We start from the raw sequence: 14,732 nt of genomic DNA, 5'->3' as shown, positions 1-14,732 counted from the left end.
ATTTCCTTTTTTCTTTTAATTTATTATGTTTCATTACTTTTTCCTAATCAATATGAACGTTTTGAATGATTTTAATTGAAGAGCTTAATTTGTCGACTATTTTTATACTAAAAAGGAAACACCATGGATATTAAACACCTCGTGAATAGCAAATGGACACATCTTCAAGTGGAGCAAAGGCGCCGACACTTTCGCGTACTTAGTTTTAGTAAATCAAAAAAGCGTGTGGAACTCATCTCTATCATTGATAATTCAATTCATTTTCACAGCTTGGACGACCTCAAGAATCCAGAAATTTGGGAAAGTGGATGGAGTCAATAAAATTTTCTAATAATCATCCACAATACAATTAGCTTTGCTGACCAAATTATTGTTCGTGGCCAATTAGAAATGATTAAGCGATTAATCACTCCTGTATCTTTTCCACGAGATAATTTGTTGTGACAGGGCACACTTAAAAATGCTGTTGACAACCAAATTAAAGCTATTGCACTCAAATTTATCCACCATAAATAGTCATCTTGAAAATGGTAGCAAAAATATATCGCAGTCAAAAACTCTATCAGCATAGCTGGCATCACCAAGTACGATATTTTTTTCGCATGAAATTTTTCAAATTGTATAAACTTCGATTCTTCTACATAATGAAAACTCGGATAATGAAGCACTTGAATCACCCAAATTAATCCACATAAAAATATCGCGGTCAGTATATGTAAAATCAATAAAATATCCATCATCTCACCACGCCAATTGGCTTCCGTCCCAGTTTAAAAACTGACCATTAGACTCATTTGTCAAAGTCCCATAGATTTTCAATAATCTCGACGCACTCAATTCTGCTGAGTAGAGCTTGTCTTTCTTAATTTTGAAAATTTTTGACATCTTCGATTCCGTTGTCCCAGGGTGCACGGCCACTACACAAAGCTCTTTATTTTTTCGCTTCCATTCGATCGACAAACCCTTGATAAACATATTCAAACCCACTTTGCTAATTCTATAGCTGTACCAACCTCCTAAACCATTGTCTTCTATACTTCCCACCATGGCAGATAAAGACATCCATTTAAAAGCTTTTGAATCTTCCATAAAACCCTCTACAGACTGAGCTAAATGAATATGACTCAAAAGGTTTACTTCCATGCTACGCAATAGCCAATCATCTTTTATATCTCTTAACTGACGTTCAGGTAAATTTGTCTCGTCGTGCAGTAAACCAGCACAATTGATGACTCCATCTATCTTGATTTTACTTTCTTGAAATTGTTCTTTTAAACTTTCGACACTTTCCTGCTTGCTTAAATCAATACAAAAATGATCCACTGCCTCTGATTCATGTCGACTTAAGCTCCAAACATTAGCTCCCGCCACTTTGAATTGCTTACACAGTTCTTGACCTATGGCTCCTGAACTCCCCGCAACCAAGATATTTTTACTACTCAAATCAATCTTAATCATTTATTTCACCAAGCCAAATTGTGCTTCTAAAATTTTTGCGCGATAATCAAATATCTCATTTAATTTACCTTTAATTAAATAGTGGTTTAGTAAAGGTGCTATTAAACTTACTGGAGGTATATAATGAATCTCATCACGACAACGTGTCCCTCCGGGAATACTTTGGAAAAAGTGTTTGTGATGCCAAAATTTATAGGGTCCAAACCTCTGTTCATCCACAAAGAATTCCCCTTCTTTCACATGAGTAATTTCTGTCACCCAAGTTACTTTAAAATTTAGTAGGGGGCTCACTTTGTAAGCTATAATTTGTCCTGCATACATTTCACTGCCCCCGCCTTCTACAATATCGAATCCCATATAAGCGGGAGTGATTTTTTTCAGGTTTTGGGGATCTGCAAAAAAATCCCAGCAGCTTTTGCTGTTTACTGCTAAATCCTGTTGCCTGACTAACTTAAAGACCTTCATTTCATCTAACCTTTTTCTTTAAGTATATATCCAAAATCGCTCGATTTCCACAATAAAACGTTCAAAACGTTCATTTTATTGATAGGCATCCAACAAAAGAACCCTTAAGTGATCAAGGCTTTGGCACGCTAAAAGAGTAAAAGAGTAAAAGAGTAAAAGAGTAAAAGAGTAAAAGAGTAAAAGAGTAAAAGAGTAAAAGAGTAAAAGAGTAAAAGAGTAAAAGAGTAAAAGAGTAAAAGAGTAAAAGAGTAAAAGAGTAAAAGAGTAAAAGAGTAAAAGAGTAAAAGAGTAAAAGAGTAAAAGAGATGAGTAATTCACTTCTCTTACGAGTCGTCTTAGCTGCTTCATTATCCTTCTATTTACAGGCGGATAATAGTCACTTTATCACTTGCAGATTTTCTCCTTAATACAAAGCTAGCGCACCTTGATCCAAACAAAGTGAGTCTCCTCATGCGAGTTATTATTCTCTCCATAGCAATAATCAGCGGCATTCTTAGCACAATACTGAGGAAAATAGACTTTTTTTCAAATAAGCAATTCAAATATTGAGTTTAATTAACGCTTACATTATATCTTAAGAAAATATATATATAAAGAAGAACTCTCTCCTATATATTCATAAGGTACTTTTTGAAGATTTTAAATTAAAAACACTATTACCGGCTTGAGGCTAAGAGATGAAAAGAACACTGCAAACATTAATGATTTTAGCTAGCGTAATCTTATGCTTAACGGCTTGTAAGCAAGAAGTACAAGACATGCGCCTCCCCACAAAAGAAAAACCCTATACCACAAGTGAAAAAGAACTCTGTGAAGAACTTTCACCTGATGATCATGAGCTCTTTTTATCCTACCTTTCCAGAAGAGTTTTCGGCTCTAGCCTAAGTGCAAAAAATGTCGGAGAAGCCATCGAAATAGAAAGACAGTCTCGTTTGCATAAAAATGAGTCTAAGCAAGAAAACAAAAAAGACACGGGACTTAAAGTCGAGGACAATGATCGAAAGTAGCACTTGCCGAAATCTTTCAAATCATCGCTAATGAACACTCGTCGACTCTAAAGCAGTCATTATTTCTAGCAAAATCGCTCAGTAGCTTCATAAACTTTAAAAAAAATACTATTTCGTGTAAGAATCTTTATCTCCGCTCCGAAGAAGGGTAAAAATGGAAACTCTATGGCATTTACAACACAACATACTGTAATAGAAAAGTTACGCGCAGGAGAAGGCATCGCCTGGGAAGAATTTGCGAAGACTTATCGTAAGCTAGTTTATCTCCGAGGTAAAGACCGAGGTCTATTTGATCATGAAAGCTCGGACCTTTTTCAAGAAGTTATGTTAAGCCTCTACAGGGGGGAAACGCTCTTTAAGTTTGATAAATCTAAAGGTCGATTTAGAGATTATTTAAAGAAAATTATTGATCGTCGGGCCTTTGATATTTTACGCAAACGAAAAAATAAAGAGTGCACATTAATCCCTTTCGCTACAGGTGGCGTTGTTTTGGAAAGTACAGATTTGGAGTCAAGTGAACAGCATTGGATGGACGAGTGGCATCGTCATTTACTTGATCAGGCTTTGAGTAAAGTTAAGTCTCAAGTAACAGAAGTGACCTATGAGGCATTCGTCATGCTCTTTATTGATCAGATAGACGCCAATCGTGTTGCAGACTCCCTTGGTTTGAGTATCGAGTCAGTCTACGTTGCCAAGCATCGAATTCTTAAACGCTTACGGCCTATCGTCAATAGCTTAATGGGAGATGAAAAATGAATTGTCTTAGTGAATTTCAACATGAGCTCTTATTAAAGGACAAGGCTGGCATTAAAAAGTTTGTATGGCAGCGCCACCTGAACTCCTGTGAACTTTGTCAAAATCGCCAGCAAGAAGTCAAAGAGAACCTCCAGTTCTATCAGGGTTTAGAGAAAAATATTGGGAGGAAATCATAATGTCTAATGATGATCATGTCCAAGTTCTTGGGAAGTACGTCCTCAAAAAAATACTCGGCAAAGGGGCCATGGGAACCGTTTGGCTGAGTTCGCATCCTCGTTTGAATTTACCCGTAGCAGTCAAAATCCTTGATCGCTCTTTGGCGCTCGAATCTACTGAATATATTCAGTCCTTTATTGAAGAAGGGCGAACAGCCGCAATCATTAACCATCCCAATATTGTTCGTATCTATGATGCCGATCACGACCACGGAGAACATTTCCTCGTCATGGAATATGTCGATGGCTGCAATATTCGTCAGAAGGCTAAACAAGCCGGTGGCAGCTTACCCGTTCAAGAAGTTTTAGAACTTGCAATCAAGATGACGGAAGCCCTTAAAGAAGCCCAGAGTGTGGGCATCGTTCATCGAGATATAAAACCTGAAAACATTATGATGACCAGCGAAGGTAAACTTAAGCTTGCAGATCTCGGGATCGCTAAAAGGGCTACAGGGGTTCAAGAAGAAAAAGGCTACGCCATTGGTACGCCTCACTATATCCCTCCGGAACAAGCTCTTGATGCCAGAGATGCCGACCATAGAAGTGATATGTATTCACTGGGAGCCACCATGTACCATCTCTTGACTGGCCAGGTACCCTTTGATGACACTTGTTCAAAAACAATAATGATGAAGCAAGTGCAAGAGCCCTTAGTTCATCCTAAGAATATCAAGCCAGACTTACCGGATAATATTTGTGCGGTGATTTGCCGCATGATGGAGAAAAACCCTGCTGAGCGCTATCAGGATTTCGATACCCTTTTAGACGATTTAAATAAAATCAAATACACAAATGCTGATGTAGGCGCTCTTCATGCTACTATTATTTATGATTCTCTGGCGAGAACAAAGGTCACTAAGCCCAGTAAAAAATCGGGCACAAAAAAAGCGAGTAAAAAGCTTACTCATAGCAAGAGCAAGGGCACAAGTAGCTTATCTAAGACTCACAAGAATTTTATTATTGCATTATGTCTATCCATCTCGGTACTAGCAATGATTCTCTATTATTCCCTAAGTCGCTCATCTGAACTGGGTCCTGCTATCGCGGGTGTAAATAAAGGCAAAATCAAAAAACAGCAACTTGCCGAAACACGACCCGTAAAAATAAATGGTGACTCGCTCAACACTTCAAGTCAGAAGCCCTTAAAAACGACAAGCATCCTCAATGAAGCTTTGATTTTCCAGGCCGATTTTAATGATACAAATGGCAAAATCATTCATGATAAGATTTCCAATAAGAAGGGTTTGATCCAAAATAATCCAAAATTTGTAGATGTGCCTCATGTTACGGGGAAAGCTATAGACTTTGATGGTGTTTATGACTTTATATATTTCAAAAATTTCATACCCGTGAGTGGCAATAAAGCTAGAAGTGTTAGCCTTTGGTTATTACCACATAAGCTTCAAGGAAAACAAACCATAGTCTTTTATGGTCAGATCGCTGCGGGCAAATGCTTTAAACTTTATTTAGAAAATGATGAGTTAAGGTTTGGAATAAATTATCAATTTATTTCGAGTGATTACACTATGTCCGCCAATACGTGGACACATATAGCGCTGACAATTCCTTCAGGAACTACTAATATTAATAAAAGTGCTAAAATCTATATCAATGGAGTCTTACAAAAGCTTAAGCAAAGTGGGACTGGGACGGTTTTTGACACGGGATCATTTGTCGGTCTTCATATAGCTAAACACCCCGATCACTCACGATTCCTTTATGACGGGCTTATGGATGAACTCTTAATTTATAAGAAAGATTTATCTTTGGGTGAAATCCAAGACCTCTATCAACGCGGCGCCAAAAGAATGCCTTCCCTACTTGATGATAAAAGTAAATCACCCGTAAATATATCTAAAAAAACTGTCCCGACTCTTAAAGAACTTCCTAGTACAAGCCCCTTCAAGGATTGGCCAACACAGATCACCGTATCCAAGGGCAAACACAAAAATGCTCATGGCATATACCAAATTGATCGAAAAAATTTATTTAATGACTTACCCGTCTATATCTCTGCTAATGGATATTATATTTACCGCCGAAAATTAAACTGGGCGAGAACGAGAAAGGGTTGGGTACTTGAAAAAGGTGCTCCCATCCTAGATAAATGGAAAGGCCTGAGCTGGCTTAATAATGGCGAATACCCCTGGGATGGAGAATGGAAACATGCGTGGCGGGTCGAGAAAGGTGCTATTGCTTTGACATCGCTAGCCAAAACTAATCTAACAAATGAAGCTTTCGACACAAAGATCACGGATCGCAAAATCGCCGAGTATATTTTTACAAAAAAAGGCAAGCCCGCAATGACAATTGCTCTGGCGAATAAAGAAATCTCCATATCATCTTTACAGGAGATTCCCGATCAAGCGTTTAAAATCGTCCTCATCGACTATCTAGTAAAGCCATCTAGTTCTTTTACTAATGATGATTTAAAAACCTTATCACTTTGTACAGATTTACGATTTCTCAGGTTTTGGGGATGTAACACTAGAGCTGTTACGGATGTCGGAGTTCAGCATTTGATCAAATTAAAAAAATTAGAATATATTTATCTGCGAGGAGCTCCTCTAACGGACCTCAGTGCTAAGCATTTTAGTAGCATCAAGAGTTTGCGCGAGCTCAACTTTGGCGGGAAAAAAGTAACCGACAAAGGACTTAGCTATGTCTGTTCAAACAAAAATCTTATTGATATATGTCTAGAAGACACCGTACTTACAGACTCAGGCCTTAAGGCACTGACTACGCTAAATAAACTCCAAGGATTACATTTAGGAGGAGTTAAAAGCGTAACAGACAAAGGCCTCATACACCTAAGCCAAATTAAAAATATGAAGTCATTGCATCTCAATGGAACATCAGTGACTGATACCGGTATCGCTAAACTAAAAGTCGCTCTTCCCAAGTGCAAAATATTTAAATAAAACACCATCATTTAGTTTCAGACTCAAATTTAATAAGCTCTCACAGTCTTCTACCCACCTCAAAATTCAAAAGCCATGGCGCATGCCTACTCAGACTTAAAGCTTGAAAATACTTATTTTTTTACAATTTGGTGTAAGAACCACCGCTTAAGCCACGAATAAGGCCCAATAAAACAAAGGATACAGAATGAAAAAGTTGATTTTTTTACACTTATTAATATTCAATTTCGCCTTATTCTCAGCGGAAACAAGTCATTTGGAGAAGTATAAAAATACCTATGCCAGTCATATTGAAAAACTCAACAAAATGCTTAATGACGTCAAAATCCTTAACAGTGACTTAGCTTATAAAGATTTAAAAAACATTGAACTCATGCATCAAAAAAAAGGTGAATTAAATGAACTCGTTCTCTTAAGGAAGTTTTTGAAAGGTCTTGAAGCAAGTGCTTTGCCTAAGCTTAAATCCTCTGAAATTCCCGAGGTTCAATCAACACTCAATAAGCTTGCAAAAAACAACAATAACGCCTTAAAGAAATACAACTTAGCGAAGTCTAGACTGCAGGCTAATTATCGTCTCGCACTACAAAAGAAAATGAAACTCTTAACTCAGCAAGATAATATCACTGAAGCCATTAATTTTCAGACTGAAATAGCTAACTTACCCACACAGACAAAAGCCATTAATTTTCAGACTGATATAGCTAACTTACCCGGACCAAAAAAAGTCTCCCACACGGCAGAAAAAAGCTTCCCTAAAAAGCAGCTTGTGTCCAGCCCTAGAAATATTAAACTTACTGATCGCAAAGTCGCCGAGTATTTCTTCTCCGAAAAAGGCACACCCCATATCACAATCATGGTTTCCAACAAAGAAGTCGTCATCTCATCTATCGCCCAGCTCCCTAATAAACCCTTTAAAATCCTCCAAATACATTACAAGACGCCGGGCTCCTACGCCTTTACTAATGACGACTTAAAAACCTTGACAAATTGTTCCGCTTTACGCTCGATCGATCTCTGGGGATGTAATACAGAACGGATTACCGACCTTGGTGTTCAATATTTAACTAAACTGAACCATTTGGTCTATGTATATGTTCGAGGTGCCAAGCTCACAAATCTCAGCGCTAAATATCTGGGTAGTATGAAGAGCTTACGTAGGGTTAATTTTGGGGGCCCCAAAATTACTGACCTAGGATTAATATATATTGCTTCGAATCGAAATTTTACGAGTATATGCATGGAAGCCACTTCACTTACAGACAAAGGCCTCAAGGTTTTGACTAAGCTAAGTAAACTCCATGATTTAAATTTAGCAGGAGATAAAAAAATCACCGATCAAGGCCTCATACATCTCGCTCAAATTAAAAACATGAAAATATTATACATTGGAGGCGCATCAATTACTGATGCAGGTATCACTAAATTCAAAACGACCCTTACCAAGTGTGCCATATATCACTAGAGCAGTATTTAGTTTTATACCTGAGTTCAATTACTTTAACCTAAATCTATGAGCTATTAATCCGGCAATGAATTAGATTTACTTTTGAATTCTGAAGGAATGGCTTAATCAAGCCTAGCTCGTGAGAGCTAGGGGTGAGAAATACTTGAATAACTGAGTTCTGAAGGAACGGATCAAAGCACTAATCCATGCTTACAGCATTCATAATATATTGACAATCATATTCCCCAAGGCTTACGCCATTGGGCTTTATTAATTCATGCTTTCAACATTATTAGCTAATACTTTTTCAATCTATATTGTCGCCAAATTAATAGCTTTGCGTACTTCCCCCTTTTCAATACTCAGATAGGTAAATCCTAAAAGCATTATCACCTGGCTAACAGGCTCTCTTTAAAAAATGGATAATTCTTTGTAGTCAATCGCGGATCACTGAAGATTTCATCACTTTGAAGTGAAATTGATGAATTCGACACGCTACTAAGTTCAGAAAATGAAGAGAATCTATAACTTTTATAAAAATTCATGTGTCAAAGCTTTCATCTGTAACAATATTCTTTTAGAATAAGCTTATTAATCGAGGTAATATGACTGACACGGAACTCATTGAAGCAGCACAAAAAGGCGATATGCACGCTTTTTCTCAGCTAGTAGAACGCTATCAGCGCAATGTACGCGCCTGCTTAGCCGTGCGTCTAAACAATCGCTTTGAAGTCGATGACCTCGCTCAAGAAGCCTTCCTCGTTGCCTACCGCAAGATTAATGATTTCGATGGCTCAAAAGCTTTTGGTCCCTGGATCCGCAGTATTTCTTTTTACCTTCTTAAAAATTACTGGCGCAAGCACAAACCCGATGCAGTTGGTGGCTCGGCTGAACTACAAATACTCATTGACGAAGAAATTGGTCTAAAATATTCCGATAATAATGAGTCCGACTCTCTTGCTGCACTCAAAGTATGCACCAAAAAACTGGACGAGGGCCTGCAAAACATTGTCCAACTTCATTACCACGACGGCCTTTCTGTCGCTGAACTCACTGAGAAACTAGGAGTCAAGCATAGCGCCATGACCATGCGCTTGCATCGCATGCGCGACCAATTGCGTCGCTGTATAACTGAAACTCGTGGAGCTTGTCAACTATGAATACCGATGAAGAACTACTCATTGCCCGCTACCTTGCCGGGGAGAATGTTGATGAGCCCTTGCTCGATGCCTGTCGCCAAAACCCCGCATTGCTCAAGGACCTTGCCGATTTTGTCGCCACCGAGCGCCTTTTACAATTTAACGCAGTGGAAGACGATTTATTTGTTCAAGAATTTGAGCAAAAACTCAAACTAGAAAAAGAAGATTCCTTTACTGATCAATTTAATCAGAAGCTTAAAAAACAACAAGAATCTCGTTTTACATTTATCAAGATTGCGGCTGTAGCGTGCATGCTTATCCTTCCTTTATTTTTGTTTAAATCCTCTGTGGCTCCTGCACCTAAATCAATGCCAATTGCTAAGATCGCAAAAAGCCTTGGCAATTCTCAGTATAGCGCAGGCTCAGAAGTCTTAGCTGGCTTATTCACTCTTGAGACGGGTTATGCCGAAATGACGCTAAAAAATGGTGTCCAACTGACCCTTGAGGCTCCCATCACCTTGGATTTCAAAAATCCCGATCTCATCCATTTACTCAAGGGTAATTTAGTTGCGAATGTCCCCAAACAGGCCATTGGTTTCACTGTCTTGACTCCTAGTTCAGAAATCATTGATTTAGGCACTGAATTTGCCGTAGGAGTGAATGCTGATGGCGCTTCCGAAGTCCACGTCATATTGGGTGAAGTTAAAGCTCGCGGGCTCAAAGAAAAACAATTTGTCAATTTATATAAAGATGATGCCAGAGCTTTTGATGTTCATCATCAAATGTCCATCATTGAAAGTGACCCGATGCGCTTTCGTCGCTCACTTCCGGGTCAATCTCCCCACGACCCCAATTTCCTCCATTGGTCATTTGATGATAATGCTGCTATAACTTCCGCCTCTGGAAAAGGCTTTAATCCTGAAGAATTTCCTGGTGAACTGAAAGCCATCAATAATGGTACGGGCCCCATCTATGAAAACGGTCAGTTTGGCAAAGCTCTCTTTTATAATGGTAAAGATGCTTATGTCGAAACCTCTTTCAAAGGTATTAGCGGAAACAAGCCAAGGACCGTCGCCTTCTGGACCAAAGTCCCAGAAGATTTCACAAGTCGCAACGGCTACGGCATGATTAGCTGGGGTTTACACCAAAAGGGTGCGGCCTGGCAAATCTCCCCTAATCCAGCTAAAAAAGAAGGTCAAATCGGTCGTATTCGGATTGGTACCATGGAGGCACCTGTTGTAGGGACTACTGATTTACGCGACCGTCGTTGGCATCATATTGCCGTGGTCATGTATGGAGGCGAAGCTGATACTTCGACTCATATCCTACTTTACGTCGATGGAAAATTGGAAAATACTTCACATAAAGCGGTTCATCGCATTGATACCATTTTGGATAACAAGAACTCACGCCCCTTGATCTTTGGGCGCAACATGGCTTTTAGTACTGATGATAAAAATATTCGTGACAAATTCTTCCGTGGATGGCTCGATGAAATTTTCATTTTTGATGCAGCACTCAATCAGGAGCAAATTCAAAACCTGATGGACACAAATTCTCTATAGGGGTTTTAGCATAGAAACCATAATGACTAAATCAATCATTTTCATTAGCTGGATATTTTTCCATTCTCTCATGGCCATAGATCTTGATCAGGTTCGAACCGATCTGGTCACACAATCAGTAACAAACCATAGCCCTGCTCCCGGCAAACGAGTACGTCAGTTCCATAAGAATTATGTTGGCAGCAAGGTTTATCACACCCTCTACCTTCCTACCGACTGGGTAAAAGGAAAGAGCTACCCAGTGATTGTTGAGTATGCCGGTAATAAATGGAAGTCGAGTCCTGGTACTGTGGAAGGCAGTAATCTTGGCTACGGAATTTCTGGTGGCCAAGGCGTCATTTGGGTTTGTATGCCTTTTGTCGATAAGCTAAACAAGAAAAATGCCAAAACTTGGTGGGGCAATGTTGATGCTACAGTTGCCTACTGCAAAACGACCGTCCAACTAATTTGTGCTGACTATGGTGGGGACTCTTCCAAAGTATTTATTGCTGGATTTTCACGGGGTGCTATTGCCTGTAATTACATCGGTCTTCACGATGATGAGATAGCCTCATTGTGGCGGGGATTTATCTGTCACAGTCATTATGATGGCGTCAGAAAATGGCCATACAACGCTAGCGACAAAGCATCTGCCAAGCTACGTTTGCAACGCTTAGGCAAGAGACCACAGTTCATCAGTCAAGAAAAAAGTATTGATACGACCAAGACATACCTCAAGAATGCCTTGCCAGCAGGAAATTTTACATTTCAAGCAATGCCCTTCTCAAATCACACTGATGCCTGGGTGCTTCGGGACCTCCCGGAAAGAAAAATCCTCAGGGATTGGTTTTGGAAAATCATCAAAGAAAAATAATACTCGATTAGCTAGAAGCATGATGCGACCCGTTCGAGTGGGGATTCAACACTTGGGAGCTCCGCATTCCAATGCGGATGATAAACATTAGTGGGAACTTTAATGCCTCGGTTGGTCGAATAAAAACATATGGGGCTCCGCACCAGTCGTCGGGTCAAGGGGTGCTGTCACACAGGCGATAAAAATATCTGGGGCTCCGCCCCAAACCTCGCTTAAGCTACTGCCGTACGAGCCAATAATTTTTATCCGCCATTTGGCAACACATGGGAGCTCCGCATTCCAATGCGGATGATAACAATTAGTGGATGACTTTAATGCCTCCGGCGGGCGGAGAGCCTCCGCAGGCGGGTAAAAAAAACTATCCGCCCCTGCGGCTAACTTTTTTAGTAGGGCCCCGAGGGCTCCTCGGCCCTGCCTTTTTGTGCTATCTCGGCATTTTTTATAATAAAAACTACAAAACCATGTGTCATGCCTACGACTCAAGACAATTGCAGGCAAGGAACATTAAACATAACAGGAATTGATATGATCAAAAACTTTATAAAAAGCTTTGCACTCGTCGCCACTCTGACTAGCACTCTTTACTCTCAAACTGAAAGCCCTAAAAATATCGCTGGCGTTTATCCCTCACTCACCATGTATAATAATGAAGGTGAATGTGGCCCCGGAGCTGTTGTACCTTGGGGTGATAATCTATGGATCATTACTTATAGCCCTCATTACCCCATGGGCTCGACAAGTAAGCTTTATCAGATCACTCCCGAACTCACGCAAATCATCCGTCCCGAGAGCGTTGGTGGCACGCCCGCCAATCGTATGATCCATAAAGAATCACAGCAACTCAATATTGGCCCCTACTTCATCAAAAAAGATGCTTCTGTGAGAACAATTAGTCCAAAACAAATGCCTGGACGTCACACAGGTACCGCGCGCCATTTAACTGACCCTGAGAATAAAGTTTATATTGCCACCATGGAAGAAGGACTTTACTCCGTAGATGTTAATACTTTGGAAGTCGAAGAACATATTAAAGATGGCAATAAACAAAAAGCGATTGGCAAAGGTATTCATTCGAAACTTCCTGGTTATCACGGTAAGGGCCTCTATTCGGGTCAAGGCATGCTGATTTATTCAAATAATGGCGAAAAAACTGGCCTTGCAAGAAAGCGTCCTGACATCCCTTCCGGTGCCCTCGCCTCTTGGCAAGGAAAAGGTGACTGGAAACTCATTCGTCGTAATCAATTCACTGAAGTCACTGGACCTGGCGGCATCTACGGCAATCAAAATACCGACGATCAAATCTGGGCCATGGGCTGGGATTATCGCTCGCTAATCCTCATGCTTTTACAGGATAAGCAGTGGCACGCTTACCGCCTCCCCAAAGGAAGTCATTCCTATGATGGTGCTCACGGCTGGAATACCGAATGGCCACGAATTCGCGACATCGAAGAAAAAGATCTTCTCGCTACTATGCACGGCACTTTTTGGAAATTCCCGAAAGATTTCTCTCTCGAAAACTCTGCGGGCATCGTACCTCGTTCCAACTATCTCAAAGTGATTGGCGACTTCTCTATTTGGAAAGATAAACTCGTACTCGGTTGCGACGACTCAGCCCAAAAAGAGTTCCTCAATCACCGCCCCTTTAAATCCACCAAGGGCGCTCCCGCTCAATCCAATTCCAATCTCTGGTTTATCGATCCTGCACAACTCGATCAAATGGGTCCCGTTATCGGACGTGGTTCGGTATGGTTACGCGATGATGTGAAAGCTAATCAAACGAGTGATCCTTACCTATTTTCAGGCTATGACTATCGCAATATGGTGATCACCCACAATTCCAAAAAAGCTGTAGAGTTCACAATAGAAGTGGATGTAAAAGGCAATAATCAATGGACCAAACTAGAGCAGTTCTCAGTAGAAAAGTCACTCATTCACCAATTCCCCTCGACTCAAAAAGCTGCTTGGATTCGCCTTAAAACAAATAGTGATGCCAAAGCTGTATCAGTTCACTTCCATTACTCAAACAAAGATTTGCGCTCTACGCAAAACGACGCCTTATTTACACCCATCGCAAAACTTGGTGAAACGGCAAAAACTAAGGGACTCATTCGCAGTAATCGCAAAGTTCTCAGTCTTCAAAATGATAGTGGTAGTTTTGCGGTAAATACTGAACTCGAGATGATTAAGACCCCTGATAATAGCGCCTTTTTCAAAGGAGCTGAGCAAGTTCAAAATATCATCCAAGTTGATGAAGCTTCTGCCATTATTAACGAAGATGGCAAACGTTACCGCCTCCCAAAAAATGATGCTTATAAAAATATTGATGGCCGTATCTGCCGTGAAGTTGCCACCGAGCGCGACTTGTTTAATTTCCACGGTACTTTCTATGAACTCCCCGCACGAAATGCTCAAGGATTTGCCAAGATTCGTCCGATTGCAACTCATAATTTAGCCATCGATGATTACGCATCTCATTTCGGGCTCATTTTTATCACTGGACTCAATTCTGAAACAAATGAACGCACCATTCAAAATAAAGATGGCAACGCGGCAGTATGGGCCGGCGTCATTGATGATCTCTGGAAGCTCGGTAAACCCCGCGGTTTAGGCGGCCCCTGGAAAAACACAAGTGTCAAAGCTGGTGTTGCTTCTGATCCCTACCTCATGACGGGCTACGACAAAAAGTCTCTTGAATTGACGTCAGATAAAGATGCCAAAATCACTTTGGAAGTGGATATTGATGGCACGGGTCTCTGGGTTAAATATAAATCCTTTGAGCTCGTCGCCGGCAAGACTCTGAATCATACTTTCCCTGAGGGTTTCTCAGCTTACTGGGTTCGAGCTATTAGTTCATCCAACACAAAAGCTACTGCTCTATTCACTTACGAATAAGCCATAATCAAATCGTT

General features: G+C 40.3%; 12 protein-coding genes. 10 read left to right on the top strand and 2 right to left on the bottom strand.

What is annotated here, in order from left to right; genetic code table 11:
* Positions 1-123: 123 nt before the first annotated feature.
* The gene (locus tag PQO03_RS14150) at positions 124-321 is read left to right on the top strand and encodes a TIGR02450 family Trp-rich protein (RefSeq protein WP_274153843.1); all 198 of its coding nucleotides are present in this window, start codon (positions 124-126) and stop codon (positions 319-321) included.
* Between the two features lie 420 nt (positions 322-741).
* Here PQO03_RS14150 and PQO03_RS14145 read toward each other — a convergent pair whose 3' ends face one another.
* The gene (locus tag PQO03_RS14145) at positions 742-1,458 is read right to left on the bottom strand and encodes an SDR family NAD(P)-dependent oxidoreductase (RefSeq protein WP_274153842.1); all 717 of its coding nucleotides are present in this window, start codon (positions 1,456-1,458) and stop codon (positions 742-744) included.
* The gene (locus PQO03_RS14140) at positions 1,459-1,923 is read right to left on the bottom strand and encodes an SRPBCC family protein (protein ID WP_274153841.1); all 465 of its coding nucleotides are present in this window, start codon (positions 1,921-1,923) and stop codon (positions 1,459-1,461) included.
* Between the two features lie 677 nt (positions 1,924-2,600).
* Between PQO03_RS14140 and PQO03_RS14135 the strand changes: the two genes are divergently transcribed.
* The 9 genes from PQO03_RS14135 to PQO03_RS14095 all read left to right on the top strand — a co-directional run bounded on the left by PQO03_RS14135 (position 2,601) and on the right by PQO03_RS14095 (position 14,715).
* Positions 2,601-2,930: a hypothetical protein gene (locus PQO03_RS14135; RefSeq protein WP_274153840.1), complete on the top strand. Its 330-nt coding sequence runs from the start codon at positions 2,601-2,603 to the stop codon at positions 2,928-2,930.
* Between the two features lie 165 nt (positions 2,931-3,095).
* The gene (locus tag PQO03_RS14130) at positions 3,096-3,686 is read left to right on the top strand and encodes a sigma-70 family RNA polymerase sigma factor (protein ID WP_274153839.1); all 591 of its coding nucleotides are present in this window, start codon (positions 3,096-3,098) and stop codon (positions 3,684-3,686) included.
* On the top strand, positions 3,683-3,862 hold the full coding sequence (locus PQO03_RS14125; RefSeq protein WP_274153838.1) for a hypothetical protein: 180 nt from the start codon (positions 3,683-3,685) through the stop codon (positions 3,860-3,862). Before PQO03_RS14130 ends, PQO03_RS14125 begins: the two co-directional genes overlap by 4 nt.
* Complete coding sequence (locus tag PQO03_RS14120) at positions 3,862-6,822, top strand: protein kinase domain-containing protein (protein ID WP_274153837.1); 2,961 nt, start codon at positions 3,862-3,864, stop codon at positions 6,820-6,822. The genes PQO03_RS14125 and PQO03_RS14120 overlap by 1 nt, the downstream gene beginning before the upstream one ends.
* Positions 6,823-7,009: 187 nt before the next feature.
* Entirely contained in the window at positions 7,010-8,284 is a 1,275-nt protein-coding gene (locus PQO03_RS14115; RefSeq protein WP_274153836.1) for a leucine-rich repeat domain-containing protein, read from the top strand.
* 587 nt (positions 8,285-8,871) lie between these two features.
* Positions 8,872-9,426 carry an RNA polymerase sigma factor gene (locus PQO03_RS14110; RefSeq protein ID WP_274153835.1) on the top strand — a complete coding sequence of 185 codons (555 nt, stop codon included), beginning with the start codon at positions 8,872-8,874 and terminating at the stop codon, positions 9,424-9,426.
* Positions 9,423-10,970 carry a LamG-like jellyroll fold domain-containing protein gene (locus PQO03_RS14105; protein ID WP_274153834.1) on the top strand — a complete coding sequence of 516 codons (1,548 nt, stop codon included), beginning with the start codon at positions 9,423-9,425 and terminating at the stop codon, positions 10,968-10,970. Before PQO03_RS14110 ends, PQO03_RS14105 begins: the two co-directional genes overlap by 4 nt.
* A 22-nt stretch (positions 10,971-10,992) precedes the next feature.
* Entirely contained in the window at positions 10,993-11,823 is an 831-nt protein-coding gene (locus PQO03_RS14100; protein ID WP_274153833.1) for an alpha/beta hydrolase family protein, read from the top strand.
* A 525-nt stretch (positions 11,824-12,348) separates the two neighbouring features.
* A complete protein-coding gene (locus PQO03_RS14095; RefSeq protein ID WP_274153832.1) occupies positions 12,349-14,715 on the top strand; it encodes a hypothetical protein in 2,367 nt (788 codons plus the stop codon).
* Positions 14,716-14,732 lie beyond the last annotated feature (17 nt).

This window comes from Lentisphaera profundi (genome assembly GCF_028728065.1).
Lineage (GTDB): Bacteria > Verrucomicrobiota > Lentisphaeria > Lentisphaerales > Lentisphaeraceae > Lentisphaera > Lentisphaera profundi.
This window is presented reverse-complemented; position numbering and strand designations above follow the sequence as displayed.